The sequence below is a fragment of the Microbacterium sp. NPDC088619 genome (genome assembly GCF_044752825.1).
Classification (GTDB): Bacteria; Actinomycetota; Actinomycetes; order Actinomycetales; family Microbacteriaceae; genus Microbacterium.
Genome location: NZ_JBIVLZ010000002.1, coordinates 459,362 through 479,026, shown reverse-complemented (window position 1 = coordinate 479,026; position 19,665 = coordinate 459,362). Strand labels below are relative to the sequence as shown.

The following is a 19,665-nucleotide window of genomic DNA, read 5'->3' as shown; positions in this document are numbered from 1 at the left end:
TCGCGCGATGTTCCGCAAGTCGATCTACAAGAACCCCGCTCAGCTGCGGGCGATGGTCGAGCCGGGCCTCATCACGGCTGCGGCGCTGGACGCCGTCCGGCCGCTGATCCGCCCCGGTGTCACGACCCTCGAGCTCGACGCCGAGGCGAATCGCGTGATCCTGGCGCGCGGCGCGGAATCGAACTTCCAGCTCGTTCGCGGCTACCGCCACACCACGTGCATCTCGGTCAACGAAGAGGTCGTGCACGGCATCCCCGGTGAGCGGATCCTGCAGGCAGGCGACATCGTGTCGATCGACTGCGGTGCGCAGTTCCAGGGATGGAACGGTGACAGCGCGATCACCGTTGTCGTCCCCGACGACACGCGTCCCGAGCTCGTCGCGCAGCGGCAGGAGCTCTCGCGCGTGACGGAGGGCTCGATGTGGGCCGGTATCGCCGCGATGGCGTCCGCTTCCCATCTCGGTGACATCGGCGCCGCCATCCAGGGTTACATCGAGGCCCAGGGCCCGTCAGCGGTCTCGGGCGAGACCTACGGAATCCTTCGCGAGTACGTGGGCCACGGCATCGGTCGCAAGATGCACGAGGCGCCGAGCGTCTTCAACTACCGCACCCCCGACCCCGGCGCAGAGGTCAAGCCCGGTCTCGTGCTGGCGATCGAGCCGATGGTGACCGCCGGAAGCGACGAGACCTTCGTCGAGGACGACGACTGGACCGTCTCGACGGTCGACGGCACCGACGGCTCGCACTGGGAGCACAGCGTCGCCGTGCACTCTGACGGCATCTGGGTTCTCACCGCACCCGACGGGGGAGCAGCGGGCCTCGCGCCATTCGGCGTGACGCCTGTGCCGATCGATCGCCTGATCTGACCGCGCAGCCAGCCTGCACAGGATCTGCGATCCTGCGCGCGATCACAACGCGCACATAGGTTTCTCCGGGCACAATGGGTGTATGGGTGCGCATGCACCCGAAGACTTCAGGCCGGGCCCGCCGCGGGCGGGCCTCGACAGAAACGGAAAGCAATGGCAGCCGCGAAGAGCAACACCAACTGGTTCGTTATCGGCGTCTCGGCGGCAGTGGTGGTCGTGCTCGCCGTGCTCGCCTTCGTCGTCGTGTTCCTGAACAACCAGGCCACCGCGCCGGGCACGGCACCGCAGAGCTCCATCGTCAACGAGGAGACGGGCGCCATCTCGTTCGGAACGGGTGAGGACGAGATCGACACCTACGTCGACTTCATGTGCCCCGTGTGCGGTCAGTTCGAGGACGCCTACGGCGAGCAGCTGCAGGCCGCCGCGGCTGACAACCAGATCACCCTGAACATCCACCCGGTGTCGATCCTCAACCGTCTCTCCACGACAGGGGAGTTCTCGTCGCTGTCGGCGGGCTCGATGTACTGCGTCGCGTCGGAGGCCCCCGACTCGACCCTCGACTACTTCAACCTGCTCTTCGCGAACCAGCCGGAGGAGAACTCCGCCGGGCTCAGCGCCGACGAGCTGAGTGCTCTCGCCGAGCAGGCCGGTGCCGGGGCTGCCGCAGACTGCATCGCGGACGGGACGTACAACAAGTTCGCGGAGTCGCAGACGAAGGCCCACGAGATCTCGGGAACGCCGACCGTGGAGATCAACGGCACCCGCATCGAGAACAGCGAGATCCAGACGGAGTTCGCCAAGATCTTCGGCTGATCTCCTCCATTCGCCTCACGAGAGTTCCGGCATCCTGCTCAGGTTGCCGGAACTCCCGTTGTCGGATAACATAGATCCTTGGTGCCTTGCGCCTTGATTCGGCGTGTCTGAATCGGCAGAAAGCACCGCAATCCAATCACCCACCGCAGATCGACCGGTCTGCAGAAGCGTCAGCGAGGCTATGGCTAAGAAAGACGGTGTCATCGAGATCGAGGGCGTGATCTCCGAGGCTCTGCCCAACGCGATGTTCCGCGTTGAGCTATCCAACGGACACAAGGTCCTTGCAACGATCTCAGGCAAGATGCGGCAGAACTACATCCGCATCATCCCCGAAGACCGCGTGGTCGTGGAGCTCAGCCCCTACGACCTCACCCGTGGACGAATCGTCTACCGCTACCGCTGATCGGTCGAGAAGTAACACCCCAGGCACTCTGCCTGCCCGGTGAAGACAGCGAATAGGAAACATCATGAAGGTCAACCCCAGCGTCAAGCCCATGTGCGATCACTGCAAGGTGATCCGCCGTCACGGCCGCGTCATGGTCATCTGCAAGAGCAACCCGCGCCACAAGCAGCGCCAGGGCTGAGCGCCCGTCGGCGCTGCCGGCGGACTCTTCGGATCTGACTCACAACTCAATACACACAACGGCAGGATCAGATCCCACGCGAGTGGGGGACACCTCGGGGCGGAGGCCCGAGCACCGATCCTGCTCCACACCTCCACAACACCCAGGAGAACCGCATGGCACGTCTTGCCGGCGTTGACATCCCGCGCGATAAGCGCGTGGTGATCGCCCTTACCTACATCTACGGCGTCGGCCGTACCCGCTCGGTCGAGATCCTCAAGGCTACGGAGATCGACGAGAGCATCCGCGTGAAGGACCTCAGCGATGACCAGCTGATCGCCCTCCGCGACTACATCGAAGGCACCTACAAGGTGGAGGGTGACCTGCGCCGCGAGGTCGCCGCAGACATCCGCCGCAAGGTCGAGATCGGCTCCTACGAGGGCGTCCGCCACCGTCGTGGCCTCCCGGTCCGTGGTCAGCGCACCAAGACCAACGCCCGTACCCGCAAGGGCCCGAAGCGCACCGTCGCAGGCAAGAAGAAGGCCCGCTAAGCGCGGCCCCCAGGGACTAGGAGAACACTTTCATGGCTGCACCCAAGGCCGCCGCGCGCAAGCCGCGCCGCAAGGAAAAGAAGAACATCGCGCTGGGCCATGCCCACATCAAGTCGACGTTCAACAACACCATCGTTTCGATCACCGACCCGTCCGGCGCTGTCATCAGCTGGGCATCGTCGGGTGGTGTGGGCTTCAAGGGCTCGCGCAAGTCGACCCCCTACGCCGCTGGTCTGGCCGCCGAGTCGGCTGCCCGTCAGGCGCAGGAGCACGGCGTCAAGAAGGTCGACGTCTTCGTCAAGGGACCGGGCTCTGGTCGCGAGACCGCGATCCGTTCGCTGACGGCCGCCGGCCTCGAGGTCGGCTCGATCCAGGACGTCACCCCGCAGGCGCACAACGGCTGCCGCCCGCCGAAGCGCCGCCGCGTCTGATCCGGCTTGTTGAGCCGCTCGGTCCTTCGGGGCCGAGCGGCTCGACGCCCGCCAGCGCGGGCATCGACTTCCAAAACTCAAAACCTCACCCCACCACATGTCATATAGCGGGCATGTGATCGAAAGGAACACAGAGTGCTTATTGCACAGCGTCCCACACTGACCGAGGAAAAGATCGTCGAGAACCGTAGCCGGTTCATCATCGAGCCTCTGGAGCCCGGCTTCGGATACACGATCGGCAATGCGCTTCGCCGCAGCCTGCTGTCGTCGATCCCCGGCGCCGCGGTCACCAGCGTTCGCATCGACGGCGTGCTGCACGAGTTCAGCACCATCCCCGGCGTGAAGGAGGATGTCACCGAGATCATCCTCAACATCAAGCAGCTCGTGGTCTCGTCGGAGCGCGACGAGCCCATCACGGCTTACCTGCGCAAGACCGGTTCGGGCGAAGTGACCGCCGCTGACATCTCGGCTCCGGCCGGTGTCGAGGTCCAGAACCCCGAGCTCGTCATCGCGACGCTCAACGAGACCGCGAAGTTCGAGCTCGAGCTCACGATCGAGCGTGGCCGCGGCTACGTCTCGGCGACGCAGAACCGCAACGAGTACGCCGAGGCCGGTCAGATCCCGATCGACTCGATCTACTCGCCGGTGCTCAAGGTCAGCTACCGCGTCGACGCCACCCGTGCGGGTGAGCGCACCGACTTCGACAAGCTCGTCCTCGACGTCGAGACCAAGTCCGCCATCAGCCCCCGCGACGCCGTCGCTTCGGCTGCGAAGACGCTCACCGAGCTGTTCGGTCTCGCTCGCGAGCTGAACGTCGAGGCTGAGGGCATCGAGATCGGCCCGGCACCGGTGGAGGCAGTGAACTCCAGCGAGCTGTCGATGCCGATCGAGGACCTCGACCTTTCGGTCCGCTCGTACAACTGCCTGAAGCGTGAGGGCATCAACACTGTTTCCGAGCTCGTCGCCCTGTCGGAGACGCAGCTCATGAACATCCGCAATTTCGGCCAGAAGTCGGTCGACGAGGTGCGCGACAAGCTCATCTCGCTCGGTCTGTCGCTCAAGGATTCGGTGCCCGGTTTCGACGGCGCCCACTTCTACGGCGGCAGCGAAGACGAGTCCTTCTGACCCACCCGGATTGTCATCTGGCAGAGGCCAGCTGACCCGACCTTTCCTGACCAGGAGTGAGATATGCCCAAGCCCACTAAGGGTCCCCGCCTCGGAGGCGGCCCCGCACACGAGCGTCTGCTGCTTGCCAACCTCGCGGCGCAGCTCTTCATCCACAAGTCGATCAAGACGACCGAGACCAAGGCCAAGCGCCTGCGTCCGCTCGCGGAGCGTCTCATCACGCTCGGCAAGCGCGGCGACCTGCACTCGCGTCGTCGTGCGATGACCGTGCTGCGTTCCAACAAGGACGCCGGACACGTGCTCTTCACCGAGATCGCTCCGCTGGTCGCAGACCGTGAGGGTGGCTACACCCGCATCACGAAGGTCGGCAACCGCAAGGGTGACAACGCCCCCATGGCCGTGATCGAGCTCGTTCTCGAGCCCGTCACCCCCAAGGCGAAGTCCACCAAGAAGGCTGCCAAGGCTGAGAAGCCCGCCGAGGTCGTCGAGGAGGCTCCGGCAGAAGAGACCACCGACGCCGGTGCCGAGTCGCAGGCCGAGGGAGAGGCAGCCGAGGCTGCCGCCGAGGACGCCGTCGAGAACAAGTCCGAGTAAGCAGCTCGCTCGTTCGAAGAAGCCCGCCGCCCCGAAAGGGACGGCGGGCTTCTTCATTTCGGAGAGGCTCAGCGTGTGCGCAGATCCTTGCGCAGGATCTTTCCGGATGCCGACTTCGGGATGGCGTCGATGAACTCGACCTGCCGCACCTTCTCGTGAGGGGCGACATGCGCCGCCACGTGGGCCATCACGGCATCCGCATCGAGCTCCGCTCCCTGCTGCACCACGACGAACGCCTTCGGGACCTCTTGCCCGTCGGCGTCGGGCGCGCCGATGACCGCCGCATCGGCGATGGACGGGTGCTCGAGCAGCACCGCCTCGAGGACGGCCGGCGCCACCTGGTAGCCCTTGTACTTGATGAGCTCCTTGAGCCTGTCGACGATGCGGAAGATGCCGTCGTGCGTCACGGTCGCGACGTCGCCGGTGTGCAGCCAGCCGTCGGTGTCGAGCATCTCGGCCGTGGCATCCGGCCTGTTGAGGTAGCCGGCCATGACCTGGGGGCCGCGGATGAGCAGCTCACCCGGAGCGCTGACGCCCTCGGTCGGCGCATCGACGTCGCTGCCGTCCTCCGCGACGAGCCGCGCCTCGGTGCCGGCGAGCAGCAGGCCGACCGAGGAGCGGTCGATGTCCGGGCGGTCGTAGGGGATCGCATGGGTGACCGGGCTCGTCTCCGTCATGCCGTACCCCTGGCACACCGTGCATCCGAGGCGGGTCGCCACCGCTGATGCCAGCGTCCCGTCGAGCGGAGCGGCCCCTGAGAAGATGACCTTGATCGCCGAGGTGTCGTACTGGTCGACGAGCGGATGCTTCGCGAGCGCGACGGCGATGGGCGGTGCGATGAAGACCCAGCTGGTGCGGTGCTCCTGGACGACGCGGAGGAAGTCCGTGAGATCGAACCTGGGCATGGTGACGAGAGCCGCACGCTGGCGCAGCGCGAAGTTCAGCAGCACTGTCATGCCGTAGATGTGGAAGAACGGCAGGACGGCGAGCACGCGGTCGTCGTCGCCGAGCGAGATCGTGGAGCGGCACTGGCTGACGTTGGCTATCAGGTTGCGGTGCGTGAGCATGACGCCCTTGGGCCTGCCGGTCGTGCCCGAGGAATAGGGGAGCACGGCGAGATGCGTCGCCGGGTCGAAGCTCACCTCGGGGGCGGTACGGCCCTCGCCGAGCAGGGCGGGCAGCGACGGATGCCCGTCTGCGCCGTCGAGGACGATCACGTGGTCGTCGTCGAGTCCGACGGCCGCGGCCGCCGCCTTCGCCCCGGCGAGCAGCGGTGAGACGGTGATGAGCCACGTCGCCTCGGCATCCGTCAGCTGATTCGCGATCTCCTCGGGCGTGTAGAGGGAGTTGATCGTGGTCGCCGTCGCCCCCGCGCGAAGGATGCCGTGGAAGACCGTCGCGAACGCGGGGATGTTGGGGCACAGCACGCCCACCTTCGTCCCGACGCCCACTCCGCGTGCAGCGAGTGCGCCGGCGAACAGGTCGATCTGTGCGATCAGCTGGCGATAGGTCGTCGTCGCACCGCTGACGCCGTCGACGATCGCAATCGCGTCGAGGCGGTCCTCCTCGACGTCGCCGAACAGGAAGTCGTGGATCGAGACCTCAGGGATCTCGACATCGGGATAGGAACTGCGCACCATGAGATCTCCTTCGATCCGGGTCATCGACGACGTCGTCTGATGCGATCCAGTGTCGCACAGGAGGAGACCCGGTCCCAGGGGCTTTCGCAGCCGATGAGCACGCAGGCAGCGGTCATGACGGTCCGGTGGCCCGATACCGCGTGCCGGGCCGACCCTTCGTCGAGTAGTCGAGGGTGCGGATCGCGCGCCCTGTGCTCGCGAGGTGTTCGAGGTAGCGCCTGGCGCTGACACGCGAGATGGTCAGATCGTCGCCGATCTCGGTGGCGGAGGCATCGGGGCGAGCTGCGAGGGCCGATGAGATCCGATCGAGGGTCTCGGGGCTCAGCCCCTTGGGGAGCCCGAATCGCTGACGGAAGGCGATGATCGCGTCTGCTGCCTCGACTCGCTGCACCACGTCGTGCAGCTCGGTGTGATCGCGCAGCAGCAGAGTGGCCTCGACATCGGCGCCGTCGACGCGGCTTCCGGTGCTGCGAGCCACCAGGACGTGCGATCCGACGATCACAGGTCGCCCCTCGTTCTCGCCGATCCTGAGCACGTCGAGCAGCTCGTCGTCGAGGACGTCGGCCACGGCGGCGTCATCGAGCTCGCTCGAGTCCTTCTCGAGCAGGCGTGCGGCGGCGTCGTTCGCGAGGGTGATCCGACCGGCGCCGTTGACCGTGATGACGCCCTCGCTGAGCCGATGCAGGGTCGTCTCCTGGTTCTTCACCAGGGCGGCGATCTGATGGGGCTCCAGCCGATAGATGCGTCGTCTGATCACCGAGGTGACCCACGCCGAGCCGAAGACGCCGAGCACGGCGGCCGCGAGCATCGCCGAGATCAGCCAGGTGAGATTGGCGGTGAACTCCTCGTTGAGCTCCGACTCGAGGATGCCGACGGATGCCGTGCCGATGACCACGCCGCCGTCCTCGCGGATCGGCACCTTGACGCGCCAGGACGTGCCCAGCGTGCCGGTCTGGGTGCCCACGTAGATCTCACCGGCGAGCGGCACGGACGGATCCGTCGACACCCTCTCTCCGATGCGGTCGGGATTCGGATGGGAGTAGCGGATGCCGTCGGCATTCGCGACCACCACGTACGCGAGATCCGAGGCCTCGCGGATCACTTCGGCGATCGGCTGGATCGCTGCGGCGGGTTCGAGGTCGTCGAAGGCCTCGAGCACGGGAGGAAGCGCCGCGATCGACTGGGCGACGGCCTGCATCCGATCCTTGTAGGCCTCCCGGAGCGCCTGCTCCTGCAGGGCACCGGCGACGATCCCGGTCGCGAGGGTCACCAAGAACACGATCAGCGCCTGCAGAGCCAGGAGCTGCACCCGGAGCGTCATCCTTGAGGCCACTCGACCATTGTCCTCGCTGCGCGCGTGCGCCGCGACGCGGGGCGACGGGCGATCGCGACCAATACTTTCGGAACGCGACCAATGGTTTCCGAAGCTTGAGCGGCGGCATCCGTCCTCCCAGGGTGGACGAACAGCAACACGAACGCTCAAGGAGGAGCGCACATGAAGAAGTCACGTATCGGCACGGCGGTGGCAGTGGCAGCGGCAACCGCACTCGCACTGACCTCGTGCTCGGGCAGCACCGAACCCGCTGGCGACGACGCTGCGGATGAGGCCGTCACGATCAGCGACGTGAACATCGTCGTCCCCGCAGATCCGGGTGGGGGATGGGACCAGACCGGACGCGCGCTCTCGCAGCTCCTCACGGAGGAGAAGATCGTGGGCTCCGCGCCGGTCACCAACGTCGGCGGCGCCGGCGGCACCGTCGGGCTCGCCCAGCTTGCGAACGAGCAGAACCCGGCCACCCTGATGGTGATGGGCCTCGTGATGGTCGGCGCGGTCGAGACCAACGCCTCGGCCGTCCGCATCGAGGACACGACCGCCATCGCCCGACTGACAGACGAACCGCTGGTCGTGGTCGTCCCGGCGGACTCGGAGTACGACACGCTCGAGGATCTCGTGGAGGACGTCGTCGACAAGGGGCAGGAGGTGACCATCACCGGCGGCTCCGCCGGCGGCGCGGACCACATCCTGGCCGGGCTCATGCTCGAGGAGGCCGGGCTCGACGGCGCCGAGATCGCCGAGAAGCTCAACTACACCCCGAACTCGGGTGGCGGTGAGGCGACCTCTCTGATCCTGGGCGGCAAGGTGGACGCCGGCATCTCGGGCGTCGGCGAGTTCTTGCAGCACATCGACGCGGGCACGATGAAGGCTCTCGCGGTGTCATCGGATGAATCGGTCGAGCAGCTCCCCGAGGTCCCCACGATCACGGATTCCGGTTATGACGTCGTCCTGACGAACTGGCGCGGGGTGATCGCACCCGGAGAGATCGACGATGCGAACCGCGAGGAGCTGACGCGGATCGTCACGGAGCTGCACGATTCGGAGGCCTGGACGGCCGAGCTCGAGACGCGAGGGTGGGCTGATGCGTTCCTCACGGGCGAGGAGTTCGACGAGTTCCTCGACGAGAACATCGAAGAGGTCACCGCGACCCTGCAGAACATCGGTCTGGTCGGCTGACATGATCACCGGGTCCTCCGGGCCCGACGGTGTGCGGATCGGCGAACGCCGATCCGCACGCATCGTCGGCCCCGTGCCAGTGGGTGAACTCGTCTTCGCCCTGCTGATGGTCGCGCTGGGCGTCTTCGCCCTGATCGGCGTCTTCTCCATCCATGTTCCGGTCGGCGCGCAGGTCGGTCCGACCGTGTTCCCGATCTTCGTCGCGATTCTGCTCCTGGGATCCGCGGTAGCCGTGCTCATCGGCATCCTGCGCGGGCAGAGGGGAGTCCCTGAAGACGGGGAGGACGTCGATCAGTCGCTCCCCACCGACTGGGTCACTCTCGTGAAGATCGCCGCATTCCTCGTGGCGCACCTCTTCCTGATCGCACCTCTCGGCTGGGCACCGGCCGCAGCGATCCTGTTCGGCGGTGTCGCCTGGTCGCTCGGCGCGAAGCGCTGGTGGGTGGCTCTCAGCGTCGGGATCGCCCTCGCTCTCGTGGTTCAGGTCGTGTTCGGCGGTCTGCTCGGACTGTCTCTGCCCTGGGGGCCTGCTCTGGCCTGGCTCGGGAGGATGTTCTGATGGACAGCTGGTCTCTGCTCCTCGAGGGGTTCGCGACTGCGCTGCAGCCGCAGTACCTCGTCTTCGCGTTCATCGGCGTGCTCATCGGCACTGCGGTGGGCGTGCTCCCGGGAATCGGCCCCGCCATGACGGTGGCGCTGCTGCTGCCGCTCACCTACACGCTCGAGCCGGCTGCCGCTCTGATCACCTTCGCGGGGATCTACTACGGCGGGATGTACGGCGGCTCGACCACGAGCATCCTGTTGAACACCCCGGGGGAGTCGGCTTCGATCGTCACCGCGATCGAAGGCAACAAGATGGCCAAGATGGGCCGTGGCGCGGCAGCGCTCGCGACCGCCGCCCTCGGGTCGTTCGTCGCCGGCACTCTCGCGACCATCGGCCTCACCCTCCTGGCTCCCGTGCTCGCGCAGTTCGCCGTCAACCTCGGTCCGGCCGACTACGTCGCACTCATCGTCGTCGCCTTCATCACCGTCGGAGCGCTCATGGGCTCGTCGGTTCCTCGCGGCCTCCTCTCGCTCGGGGTGGGGCTGTTCCTGGGTCTCGTCGGAACCGACCGGCTCTCCGGGCAGCAGCGGTACACGCTCGGGCTGCTGCCACTCGCCGACGGCATCGACATCGTGCTGGTGGCGGTCGGACTGTTCGCCGTCGGAGAGACGCTGTACATCGCCGCGCGGCTGCGGCACGGGGCGATCGACGTGATCCCGGTGACGCGCGGATGGCGCAACTGGATGAAGAAGGACGACTGGCGTCGTTCGTGGAAGCCCTGGCTGCGCGGCACTGCGATCGGCTTCCCCATCGGAACGATCCCCGCGGGCGGCGCCGACGTGGCGACCTTCCTCTCGTATGCGACCGAGCGCAAGCTCTCGAAGCACAAGTCCGAGTTCGGACGCGGGGCGATCGAGGGCGTCGCCGGACCGGAGTCCGCGAACAACGCGGCCGCCGCCGGAGTGCTCGTTCCGCTGCTGACGCTCGGACTGCCGACCACAGCGACCGCCGCGATCATCCTCACGGCCTTCCAGTCGTACGGGCTGCAGCCGGGACCGATGCTGTTCACGAGCCAGTCGAACCTGGTGTGGGCGCTGGTGGCGAGCCTCTACATCGGCAACGTCATCCTGCTCGTGCTGAATCTTCCGCTCGTGGGCATGTGGGTGAAGCTCCTGCAGATCCCGCGGCCGTACCTCTACGCGGGGATCCTCGTGTTCGCGGCGTTCGGCGCCTATGCGCTGAACTACTCGGTGGTCGACATCCTCATCCTGACGATCATCGGGGTGCTCGGGTTCTTCATGAGACGGTACGGGTTCCCGGTCGCTCCGCTCGTGGTCGGCATGATCCTCGGACCGATGGGTGAGGCGCAGCTGAGGCGCGCCCTCCAGCTCAGCCAGGGAGACCTGACGACGCTCGTCGCGCAGCCGTTCGCGGCGACCGCCTACGCGCTGCTGGCACTCCTGATCGTCGGCGGCCTGTGGCTGCGTCGTCGTCAGCGCCGCTACGAGCAGGCGCTGACCGAATCGATCTCGGTGCCGATCAAGGCCGACTCCGAGGTCTGAGGGAAGAACGGAGGGGGAGCCTGAGAGTAGGCTGATCCGGTGAGTGATGCAGAGACCCTGAGCAGAGGGCCTCGCGCCTACACGGCATTCGTCGGCATCGGCCTGATCGCAGGACTCCTCTCCGGCCTCTTCGGCGTCGGCGGCGGCACGGTGATCGTTCCGCTGCTCGTGCTCTTCCTGCACTTCAACCAGCGGCTCGGCGCCGGCACATCGCTCGCGGCGATCGTGCCGACCGCGACGGTCGGCGTCGTCTCCTACGCGATCAACGGGTCGGTCGCCTGGATCCCCGCGCTGATCCTCGCAGCGGGCTCCGTGGTCGGCGCGCAGATCGGCACTCGGATGCTGCCGAAGATCTCGCAGACCGTGCTGCGCTGGTTCTTCGTCGGCTTCCTCGTGGTCGTCATCGTGAGCCTGTTCCTGGTCGTCCCCTCGCGCGACGCGGAGTTCGAGCTGCAGCTGCTCAACGGACTCGCTCTCCTGGTCGTGGGCGTCGCCACGGGCATCCTCGCAGGGCTCATCGGGGTGGGCGGCGGAGTGATCGTCGTGCCGATCCTGATGCTCGCATTCGGCACGAGCGACCTCGTGGCCAAGGGCACATCGCTGCTCATGATGATCCCGACCGCGATCTCAGGCACGATCGGCAACCTGCGCAACCACAACGTCGATCTCCTCGCAGCGGCGATCGTCGGAGTGTCCGCCTGCACGACCACCGCGCTCGGCGCATGGCTGGCCACGCTGATCGACCCGCAGGTGGGGAACATGCTGTTCGCGGCATACCTCGTGGTCATCGCGGTGCAGATGGCGATGAAGGCGATCAAGGGGCGCAAGAAGAAGGACTGACGGTTGCCGTGCGCCCGCAGATGAAGCGATCTTCATCTGCGGCTCATCGTGGCATCATCATCGACCGGCATCATGGTGGCATGACCGACCTACGACGCCTCCTGATACCGGGTGCCTTGATCGCCGTGCCGGTGATCTTCGCGGCAGGCAGCATCGCCCTCGCGCAGATGCCCCCGGCGCCGCAGATCCCCACGAAGCCCGTCGTGGTGCAGCTGGCGCCCACTGCCGAGCCGAGCGTCCCTGCCGCACCGCAGCCGACGACACCCGTCGTCCCTGACCCGGCACCCGCCCCTGCCCCCGTGCCGGAGCCCGCTCCGGCACCCGCTCCGCAGGTCGGCGATGACGATGACGATGACGGCGGCGACGATGATGACTGACGCGCCCACCCTGCCGATCGACATCGTCGCCCAGCCGGAGCCGCAGCCGGCCCGACCGGACGAGACCTCCTCCCACGTGTCTCGCGGCGGTGCGCCTCTGCGCACGCTGCGTCCGCGCACGCTGCCGGCACGGTGGCGGATCACGCTGTGGATCGTCCTCAGCACCCTGATCACGCTCATCGCAGTAGGGGTCATGGGGCGGAGCATCTTCCTCGCGAGCGTCGAGCAGGCAGCCAACTCCGAGATCGAGCAGGAGGCCGCCGAATTCTCGCGTTTCGCCGAGGACACGGCGGCCGGGGCCCATTCCTCTGCCGAGGCGATGCTCACGGAGTACCTGGCCCGCCAGTCGGCGCACGAGGACGAGGTGGTGATCGCGGCCGTCGACGGACAGGTGATCGCGATCGCGAACGGCCGTGCGGATGCCGCGGATGCCGCGGACGCCACCGACGCCCCGGAGGCCATCGACCTGTCAACGGTCGCAGGTGGCGAGATGCTCGTGAGTCGTCTGCTCAACACGGAGGCATCCTCGGGCGCGCTGGAGTCGTCCGACACGGGACCCCTTCGGTGGGGGCGGCTGGACTTCACGGTCGGCGAGCAGCAGGGAGCAGTCCTGATCCTTCAGTACACGCAGGATTCTCGCGCGCAGGTCGATGACGCCTTCGTGACGATCGCCTGGGTGGCGTTGATCGGTGTGCTGCTCAGCTCCGGCGTCGCATGGCTCGTGGCCGGTCAGATCCTGGCTCCGGTCCGTGAGGTGTATCGGGTGGCGCGAGACATCGGAGAGCACGATCTCACTGCCCGCGTGCCGGTGGACGGCACCGACGACATCGCTGCGGTGGCGACGACCTTCAACCAGATGCTCGACCGGCTCGAGTCGGTGCACGCCACGCAGCAGCGCTTCGTCGATGACGCGGGGCACGAGCTGCGCACACCGATCACGATCGTCCGCGGCCAGCTCGAGCTGCTCAGCGAGGACCCCGAGGAGCGTGCGGAGACGCTGCGGCTGGTGAGCGGAGAGCTCGATCGGATGAGCCGGATCGTCACCGACCTTCTCGTGCTGGCTCGGGCCGAGCAGCACGACTTCGTGCGGGTGGCGCAGTGCGAGGTCTCGATGCTGACTCTCGACATCGAGGCGAAGGCCCAGGCTCTGGGCGATCGTCGCTGGCAGCTCATGGAGATCGCGGAAGGCTCTGCGGAGCTCGATCCGCAGCGGATCACGCAGGCGGTGCTGCAGTTGACCGCGAACGCGGTGCAGGTGACCTCCGACGGGGACCGGATCGAGCTCGGCTCCCGGTTCGACGGCGAGGGTGCGGAGCGGCGCCTGCGCCTGTGGGTGCGCGACAGCGGTCCCGGTGTCGCGGCAGTCGACGCGGAGCGCATCTTCGAGCGATTCGCCAGAGGAGACACCACCGGTGTTCGCCGCGGCTCGGGTCTCGGACTCGCGATCGTGCGGGCGATCGCCGACGGCCACGGCGGCTCAGCCTGGGTCGACAGCGTACTGGGAGAAGGGGCGATGTTCGGCATCGACGTACCCGCGCCCGTGACGGCCGGCGTTGCGGACCCGTCGGATGAGAGGAAGCACTGACATGCGGAACATCCTGATCGCCGAGGACGACCCTCACATCACCTCGTTCGTACGCCGAGGACTCCGTGCCGCGGGATACGACACCGCGGAAGCCGCGGACGGCCACACCGCGCTTCTGATGGCGCGCAGCGGCACGTTCGACCTCGTGCTGCTCGACATCGGCCTCGGCGGCATGGACGGGTTCGACGTGCTCGCCAATCTTCGGGGTGAAGGGGTCACGACGCCGGTGATCATTCTCACGGCACGGGATTCCGTCATCGACACCGTGCGCGGACTCGAGAGCGGCGCGAACGACTACGTGACGAAGCCGTTCCAGTTCGCCGAGCTCGCCGCCCGGGTGCGGTTGCGCATCGGCGATGGCGAGGGGCGTGCGACGGGCCCTGTGCTCGCGCACGGCGACGTCCGCGTCGACGTGCGAGCGCGCAGCGTCACGGTCGCCGGGGCGATGCGCGAGCTCACCTCCCGCGAGTTCTCGCTGCTCGAGGTATTCCTGCAGAACGCGGGGCAGGTGCTGTCGCGCGACCAGCTGATCGGGCACGTATGGGGCATGGACTTCGACCCCGCCTCGAACGTGGTCGACGTCTACGTCCGCGCCCTGCGCAGCAAGATCGGCTCGGAGCGCATCGAGACGGTTCGCGGGGCGGGGTACCGATTCCGATGAGCACTCCCGCCGACGGCATCCCCCCGATCGCCGAGCACGCACGCTTCGCCACCGTGCCCCCGCACCGCACAGGCGTGCTTCCGCCCGCGCACCGGAGCGCGTCCCCCTTCTCCGCCGGACGTGCGACCCGCCCACGGGCGGCAACGGTCGGACGCCGGCTCGTGCTGCGTCTCGTGGTCGCGGCCGCGATCGTCGTGGCAGGCATCGTGATGGCACTCGCTTCGGCTGCCCCCGCATCTTCAGGCGGCCCGACCCTGCCGATCGCGGTGACCATCACGGTCTTCCTGCTCGCCGTGTGGGCCTGGGCGGCCACCCCTCTCGACGACACGCTCGTCGCGTTCCTCGCCGCGGTCGCGCTCATCGTCACCGGCATCCTCCCGGCGAGCACGTTCTTCGCGTCACTCGGAGACGAGACGATCTGGCTGCTGATCGGGGCGTTCGTGATCGCCGCAGGAGTATCGTCTTCGGGGCTCGCCCTGCGCGGTGCCGCGCACCTGCTCCGCTTCGCCCGCGGGCCCCGCAGCCTCTTCCACCTGACGACCGTGGCGCTCACGCTCACCGCATTCGCCGTGCCCGCGACCTCGGGGCGCGCCGCGCTCGCCGTTCCGGTGTTCACCGCGGTATCCGATGTCCTGCCCGGCCGTGAACGCGTCGTCAGGGCGCTTGCGCTGCTGATGCCGACGGTGGTGCTGCTGTCCGCCGTCGGCTCCCTGCTCGGTGCCGGAGCGCACATCATCACCGACCAGCTGCTTCGCGCCGCGGGCGAGCCGGGGTTCACCTTTCTCGGGTGGCTGTGGCTCGGCCTCCCGCTCGCCATCGTGTCGTCGCACCTCGCGTGCGAGATCATCCTGTGGCGCTTCACCCGCCGCACCGACCGAGCCGGCACGCCGTTGCGTCTGAGCCCCGCCGACCTGGCCCGTTCCGCCTCGACCGCTGTGACCGGTCCCCTCAGCGCGGTCGAGCGCAGGGCGGCGATCCTGCTCGGAGCGGTCGTAACCCTCTGGGCGACCGAGCCGTTGCACCAGCTCTCCCCGGCCCTCGTCGCGCTGCTCGGTGCGGTCGCGGCCGTCTCCCCGGGGATCGGCTGCACGACCTTCCCGGCCGCCGTCAAGCGCGTGCCCTGGTCGCTGCTCCTCTTCCTCGCGGCGACCCTCGCGCTGGCGTCCGCGCTCACCGGCACCGGCGCCGCGACCTGGCTGAGCACCACCGCACTCGCCCCGATGAGCGGCCTCGGCTCCGCGAGCGCGGTGGTGTTCGTGCTCGTCGTGATCGCTGTGTCGACCGCCGCGCACCTGCTGATCCCGTCACGGTCGGCGAGGTCGGCCGCGATCATCCCGGTCGTGATCTCCGTGGCCCCCGCGCTGGGCGTCGATCCGATGGCGGCGGCGTTCGCGTCGACTGCCGCAGCGGGCTTCTGCCACACTCTCCCCAGCTCGGCCAAACCGGTCGCGATGTTCGCCGATCCCGAGGTCGTGCCGCACAGCTTCACCCCGCGCGACCTGCGACGTCTCTCGGTGATCCTCGCACCGGCGATGTTCGTGCTCGTCGCCGTCTTCGCACTGTGGATCTGGCCGTCGATGGGTCTGCCGCTGCTGCGCTGACCCTCGCCGCACTCCCCAGCCATCCCCCCTTCCGCGTGCACCGCCGGTGCACCGGTGATCGTCGTGCCCACACGGGCAGAACTCGCCCCGAGGGGCGCAGAAGGAGAAGACATGTCCATTCACATTCCGCAGCGCATCCTGATCGCACCGAGCGGCTTCAAGGAGAGTCTGAGCGCCGAGGCGGTCGCACAGGCGATCGCATCCGGTGTGCGCCGGGTCATACCCGGTGTGCAGGTCGACGAGTTCCCGGTGCCCGACGGCGGAGAGGGAACGGCCGCGGCGCTCGCCGCGGCCACCGGCGGCGACCTCGTGCCGCGCGTCGTGACGGGGCCGGTCGGCTCACCGGTGCACGCGCACTGGGCCCGGCTCGGCGGCCACGCGGCGGGAACCGCCGTCGTCGAGATGGCTTCCGCGGCGGGGCTGCGGCTGGTGCCGCGCGACCGTCGAGACCCTGGCGAGACCACGACCCGCGGGGTCGGCGAGCTGATCGCCGCCGCCCTCGACGACGGTGCCGAGCGGATCATCGTCGGCTGTGGCGACTCCGGAACGAGCGACGGAGGCGCGGGGGCGCTCGAGGCCCTGGGTGCGCGGATCCTCCGTTCCGACGGCGCAACGATCCTGGCCGGAGGGCGGCACCTCGGTGAGGCGGTCGAGCTGGATCTCTCCGGGCTGCACCCGCGCATCGGCGAGGTCGAGATCGTCCTCGCCTGCAACATCCACAACGTGCTGTGCGGGCCGCGCGGCGTTGCGCGAGTCTTCGGGCCGCAGAAGGGCGCGACCCCCGCACAGGTCGAGCACCTCGCGGCGGCGCTCGACACCTGGGCGGGACTGCTCGAGGAGCAGAGCCCGTTCGGTGCCGGGATGGACGTCCGCACGGGCGGTGGCACCGGCGCGTCCGGCGGTCTGGGCGCAGGGCTCGCGGCCGTGCTCGGAGCTCGTCTCGCACCGCGCTTCGAGGTGCTGCTCGACAGCGGCCTGCTGCCGAACGCGGTCGACGAGCTGATGGCGGTCGCCGATCTCGTCATCACCGCAGAAGGTGCCATCGACTTCCAGACGCCGCGAGGAAAGGTGCCGGCGGAGATCGCGATGCGTGCCCGTGTCGCCGGAGTGCCGGTCCTCGGAATCGCCGGCTCTCTGGGGGAGGGGGCGCCCTCCGTGCACGACATCGGCATCGATGCGATCGCGTCGATCATCACCGTGCCCATGCCGCTGGCGCAGGCAGTGGAGCAGGGCGAGGCGCTGCTGCGCGATGCAGCCGAGCGGAGCATGCGGATGGTGCTTCTCGGGTCGGCCATGTCGGCGAGAGGCGCCTGAACGCCGACCGCAGTGCCACCCCTCGGTAGGATCGAGGGGTGGCAGTGAACCAAGATCTGGTCGGCCGGGAGTTCCCGCCGACGTCCCCCTACCTCGTCGGCCGCGAGAAGGTGCGCGAGTTCGCGCGCGCGGTCTTCGCCGACGCCCCGCAGCACACCGATGTCGAGGCTGCGCGTGCGGCCGGTTTCGCCGATGTCGTGGCGCCGCCGACCTTCGCGATGGTCATCCAAGACCTCACGCTGCAGCAGCTGCTGGCCGAACCCGACTCGGGCATCGTGCTGGCGCGCACGATCCACGCCGAGCAGAAGTTCGCCTACTCCCGCCCGATCGTGGCGGGGGACGAGCTCACCGGCCGGTTGCGCGTGACCGCGATCCGCATGATGGGCGGCAACGCCATGATCACCAGCGCGGCCGAGATCACGGATGCCGCCGGCGAGCACGTCGTCACCGCCACCAGCGTGCTGCTGGTCGGCGCCGAAGAAGGAGCAGAGTGATGCCGTTCGCTGTCGGAGACGTCGTCGCAGAGCGCACGGTGCACATCACCCGCGAGTCGCTGGTGCGATACGCCGGAGCGTCCGGTGACTTCAACCCGATCCACTACCGTGACGACGTCGCCGCCGAGGTGGGCCTGCCGGGCGTCCTCGCACACGGAATGCTCACGATGGGCATCGCATCGTCGGTGGTGGTCGCAGCTCTCGAACCGGGCACGCGCATCCTCGACTACGGCGTGCGGTTCACCAAGCCCGTCGTGGTCGACCCCGCTGACGGAGCCGACCTGCACGTCGTCGCCACCGTCGGCGCCGCCGACGAGGAATCGACTCGCATCGATCTCAAGGTCACCTTCGGCGAGACGACTGTCCTCGTCAAGGCGCAGCTGCGCGTCGCCGCCTGATGGGCGACGACGTGGTGCACGAGGTCGAGCCGCTCAGGCTCGCGAATCTCACGACCCTCCGAACGGGTGGTGCGCCCGAGCGGATGCTCGAGGCGTCGACGACCGACGAATTGATCGGTGCGCTCACCGACGTGTGGTCACGCGGTGACGAGTGGTTCGTCCTCGGTGGCGGCTCCAACCTGTTCATCGGGGACGACTCGTTCGAGGGAACCGTCATCCGCATCCTCACCCGCGGAATCGAAGAGCTTCCGTCGCCGCATGCCGGACGCATCCGGCTTCGCGCGCAGGCCGGGCACGGCTGGGACGATCTCGTCGCCTACGCCGTCGAGCGCGGGTATGCCGGACTCGAGGCGATGAGCGGCATCCCGGGCACCGTCGGCGCCTCGCCGGTGCAGAACATCGGCGCATACGGTCAGGAGATCCAGGAGACCCTGGTCGAGGTCGAGCTGATCGACGAGGCGACGGGCGAGGTGTCGGTCGTCCCGGCATCAGAGCTCGGTCTCGGGTTCCGCACCTCGGTGCTCAAGCATCACTACGGCAGCGTGCCGCAGCGCCGCGCCGTCATCCTGTCGGTCACCGTCGATCTTCTCGTCGCCGAAGAGCGCGTCGTGCGCGGTGAGCAGCTGCGCAGGGCGCTGGGCCTCGATTCGGACGCCCCTGTGCCGCTCAGCTGGGTGCGCGAGAGGATCCTCGCGACGCGTGCCTCGAAGGGGATGCTGCTCGACGAGAACGACCCTGACACGCACGGCGTCGGCTCGTTCTTCCAGAATGCGATCGTGCCCGAGGTCGTCGCCCGTGCCCTGCCGCCCGAGTGCCCGCGGTGGCCCGTGACCCCCGACCTCGATACCGTCACCGTGATTCCGCTCGCCTCCTACGACGGGTATGTGCCTGCCGCGAAGCCGGAGGCGCCCGATGTGAAGGTGAGCGCCGCCTGGCTGATCGAGCAGGCCGGAATCCGCAAGGGGTTCAAGCTGCCGAGGTCGCGTGCATCGGTCTCGACCAAGCACGCCCTCGCCCTCACCAACCGTGGCGGCGCGACGGCAGCCGAGGTGTCGGAGCTCGCCCGCTTCATCCAGAGCCGTGTGCACGCCGAGTTCGGTCTCGTGCTGCAGCCGGAGCCCGTGCTGCTCGGCGTCGAACTCTGACATCGCCGGGCTCCGCCGAGCATCACGCCCGACTGACAACGTGGCCCGTT

General features: G+C 68.2%; 22 protein-coding genes. 20 read left to right on the top strand and 2 right to left on the bottom strand.

What is annotated here, in order from left to right:
- Window positions 1–7 precede the first annotated feature (7 nt).
- The 8 genes from map (at window position 8) to rplQ (ending at window position 4,942) form a co-directional block, all read left to right on the top strand.
- Window positions 8–865, top strand: coding sequence for a type I methionyl aminopeptidase (gene map / locus ACIP5T_RS16875; RefSeq protein ID WP_400866023.1), 858 nt, complete (start codon window positions 8–10; stop codon window positions 863–865).
- A 153-nt stretch (window positions 866–1,018) separates the two neighbouring features.
- Complete coding sequence (locus ACIP5T_RS16870; protein WP_400866020.1) at window positions 1,019–1,678, top strand: DsbA family protein; 660 nt, start codon at window positions 1,019–1,021, stop codon at window positions 1,676–1,678.
- Between the two features lie 181 nt (window positions 1,679–1,859).
- On the top strand, window positions 1,860–2,081 hold the full coding sequence (infA, locus tag ACIP5T_RS16865; protein WP_017201569.1) for a translation initiation factor IF-1: 222 nt from the start codon (window positions 1,860–1,862) through the stop codon (window positions 2,079–2,081).
- A 64-nt stretch (window positions 2,082–2,145) separates the two neighbouring features.
- Entirely contained in the window at window positions 2,146–2,262 is a 117-nt protein-coding gene (gene rpmJ / locus ACIP5T_RS16860) for a 50S ribosomal protein L36 (protein WP_033106073.1), read from the top strand.
- Window positions 2,263–2,417: 155 nt separating this feature from the next.
- A complete protein-coding gene (gene rpsM / locus ACIP5T_RS16855) occupies window positions 2,418–2,792 on the top strand; it encodes a 30S ribosomal protein S13 (RefSeq protein WP_042538794.1) in 375 nt (124 codons plus the stop codon).
- A gap of 32 nt (window positions 2,793–2,824) precedes the next feature.
- The gene (rpsK, locus tag ACIP5T_RS16850) at window positions 2,825–3,223 is read left to right on the top strand and encodes a 30S ribosomal protein S11 (protein WP_042538796.1); all 399 of its coding nucleotides are present in this window, start codon (window positions 2,825–2,827) and stop codon (window positions 3,221–3,223) included.
- A gap of 135 nt (window positions 3,224–3,358) precedes the next feature.
- Window positions 3,359–4,348: a DNA-directed RNA polymerase subunit alpha gene (locus ACIP5T_RS16845; RefSeq protein WP_042538798.1), complete on the top strand. Its 990-nt coding sequence runs from the start codon at window positions 3,359–3,361 to the stop codon at window positions 4,346–4,348.
- Window positions 4,349–4,411: 63 nt separating this feature from the next.
- Window positions 4,412–4,942 (top strand): 50S ribosomal protein L17, encoded by a 531-nt coding sequence (gene rplQ / locus ACIP5T_RS16840; RefSeq protein ID WP_400866015.1) that lies wholly within the window; start codon window positions 4,412–4,414, stop codon window positions 4,940–4,942.
- Window positions 4,943–5,010: 68 nt separating this feature from the next.
- On the opposite strand, the gene ACIP5T_RS16835 is transcribed toward rplQ, so the two are convergent.
- Window positions 5,011–6,582, bottom strand: coding sequence for an AMP-binding protein (locus ACIP5T_RS16835; protein WP_400866012.1), 1,572 nt, complete (start codon window positions 6,580–6,582; stop codon window positions 5,011–5,013).
- 112 nt (window positions 6,583–6,694) lie between these two features.
- Window positions 6,695–7,915, bottom strand: a complete 1,221-nt coding sequence (locus ACIP5T_RS16830) for a hypothetical protein (protein ID WP_400866009.1) — start codon at window positions 7,913–7,915, stop codon at window positions 6,695–6,697.
- 162 nt (window positions 7,916–8,077) lie between these two features.
- On the opposite strand from ACIP5T_RS16830, the gene ACIP5T_RS16825 reads away from it, so the two are divergent.
- The 12 genes from ACIP5T_RS16825 to ACIP5T_RS16770 all read left to right on the top strand — a co-directional run bounded on the left by ACIP5T_RS16825 (window position 8,078) and on the right by ACIP5T_RS16770 (window position 19,615).
- Window positions 8,078–9,094: a Bug family tripartite tricarboxylate transporter substrate binding protein gene (locus ACIP5T_RS16825; protein ID WP_400866006.1), complete on the top strand. Its 1,017-nt coding sequence runs from the start codon at window positions 8,078–8,080 to the stop codon at window positions 9,092–9,094.
- 1 nt (window position 9,095) lies between these two features.
- A complete protein-coding gene (locus ACIP5T_RS16820; protein WP_400866003.1) occupies window positions 9,096–9,653 on the top strand; it encodes a tripartite tricarboxylate transporter TctB family protein in 558 nt (185 codons plus the stop codon).
- Window positions 9,653–11,200 carry a tripartite tricarboxylate transporter permease gene (locus tag ACIP5T_RS16815; protein ID WP_400866000.1) on the top strand — a complete coding sequence of 516 codons (1,548 nt, stop codon included), beginning with the start codon at window positions 9,653–9,655 and terminating at the stop codon, window positions 11,198–11,200. The genes ACIP5T_RS16820 and ACIP5T_RS16815 overlap by 1 nt, the downstream gene beginning before the upstream one ends.
- 39 nt (window positions 11,201–11,239) lie before the next feature.
- Window positions 11,240–12,040 carry a sulfite exporter TauE/SafE family protein gene (locus tag ACIP5T_RS16810; RefSeq protein WP_400865997.1) on the top strand — a complete coding sequence of 267 codons (801 nt, stop codon included), beginning with the start codon at window positions 11,240–11,242 and terminating at the stop codon, window positions 12,038–12,040.
- An 80-nt stretch (window positions 12,041–12,120) separates the two neighbouring features.
- On the top strand, window positions 12,121–12,417 hold the full coding sequence (locus ACIP5T_RS16805; RefSeq protein WP_400865994.1) for a hypothetical protein: 297 nt from the start codon (window positions 12,121–12,123) through the stop codon (window positions 12,415–12,417).
- On the top strand, window positions 12,410–14,002 hold the full coding sequence (locus ACIP5T_RS16800; RefSeq protein WP_400865991.1) for a sensor histidine kinase: 1,593 nt from the start codon (window positions 12,410–12,412) through the stop codon (window positions 14,000–14,002). The genes ACIP5T_RS16805 and ACIP5T_RS16800 overlap by 8 nt, the downstream gene beginning before the upstream one ends.
- 1 nt (window position 14,003) lies before the next feature.
- Window positions 14,004–14,663, top strand: a complete 660-nt coding sequence (locus ACIP5T_RS16795) for a response regulator transcription factor (protein ID WP_400865988.1) — start codon at window positions 14,004–14,006, stop codon at window positions 14,661–14,663.
- Window positions 14,660–16,264, top strand: a complete 1,605-nt coding sequence (locus ACIP5T_RS16790) for an SLC13 family permease (RefSeq protein ID WP_400865985.1) — start codon at window positions 14,660–14,662, stop codon at window positions 16,262–16,264. Before ACIP5T_RS16795 ends, ACIP5T_RS16790 begins: the two co-directional genes overlap by 4 nt.
- A gap of 111 nt (window positions 16,265–16,375) precedes the next feature.
- Entirely contained in the window at window positions 16,376–17,578 is a 1,203-nt protein-coding gene (locus ACIP5T_RS16785; protein WP_400865982.1) for a glycerate kinase, read from the top strand.
- A gap of 38 nt (window positions 17,579–17,616) precedes the next feature.
- A complete protein-coding gene (locus tag ACIP5T_RS16780) occupies window positions 17,617–18,072 on the top strand; it encodes a MaoC family dehydratase N-terminal domain-containing protein (RefSeq protein ID WP_311259493.1) in 456 nt (151 codons plus the stop codon).
- Window positions 18,072–18,470: a MaoC/PaaZ C-terminal domain-containing protein gene (locus ACIP5T_RS16775; RefSeq protein ID WP_400865978.1), complete on the top strand. Its 399-nt coding sequence runs from the start codon at window positions 18,072–18,074 to the stop codon at window positions 18,468–18,470. The genes ACIP5T_RS16780 and ACIP5T_RS16775 overlap by 1 nt, the downstream gene beginning before the upstream one ends.
- On the top strand, window positions 18,470–19,615 hold the full coding sequence (locus tag ACIP5T_RS16770) for a UDP-N-acetylmuramate dehydrogenase (protein WP_400865975.1): 1,146 nt from the start codon (window positions 18,470–18,472) through the stop codon (window positions 19,613–19,615). The genes ACIP5T_RS16775 and ACIP5T_RS16770 overlap by 1 nt, the downstream gene beginning before the upstream one ends.
- Window positions 19,616–19,665 lie beyond the last annotated feature (50 nt).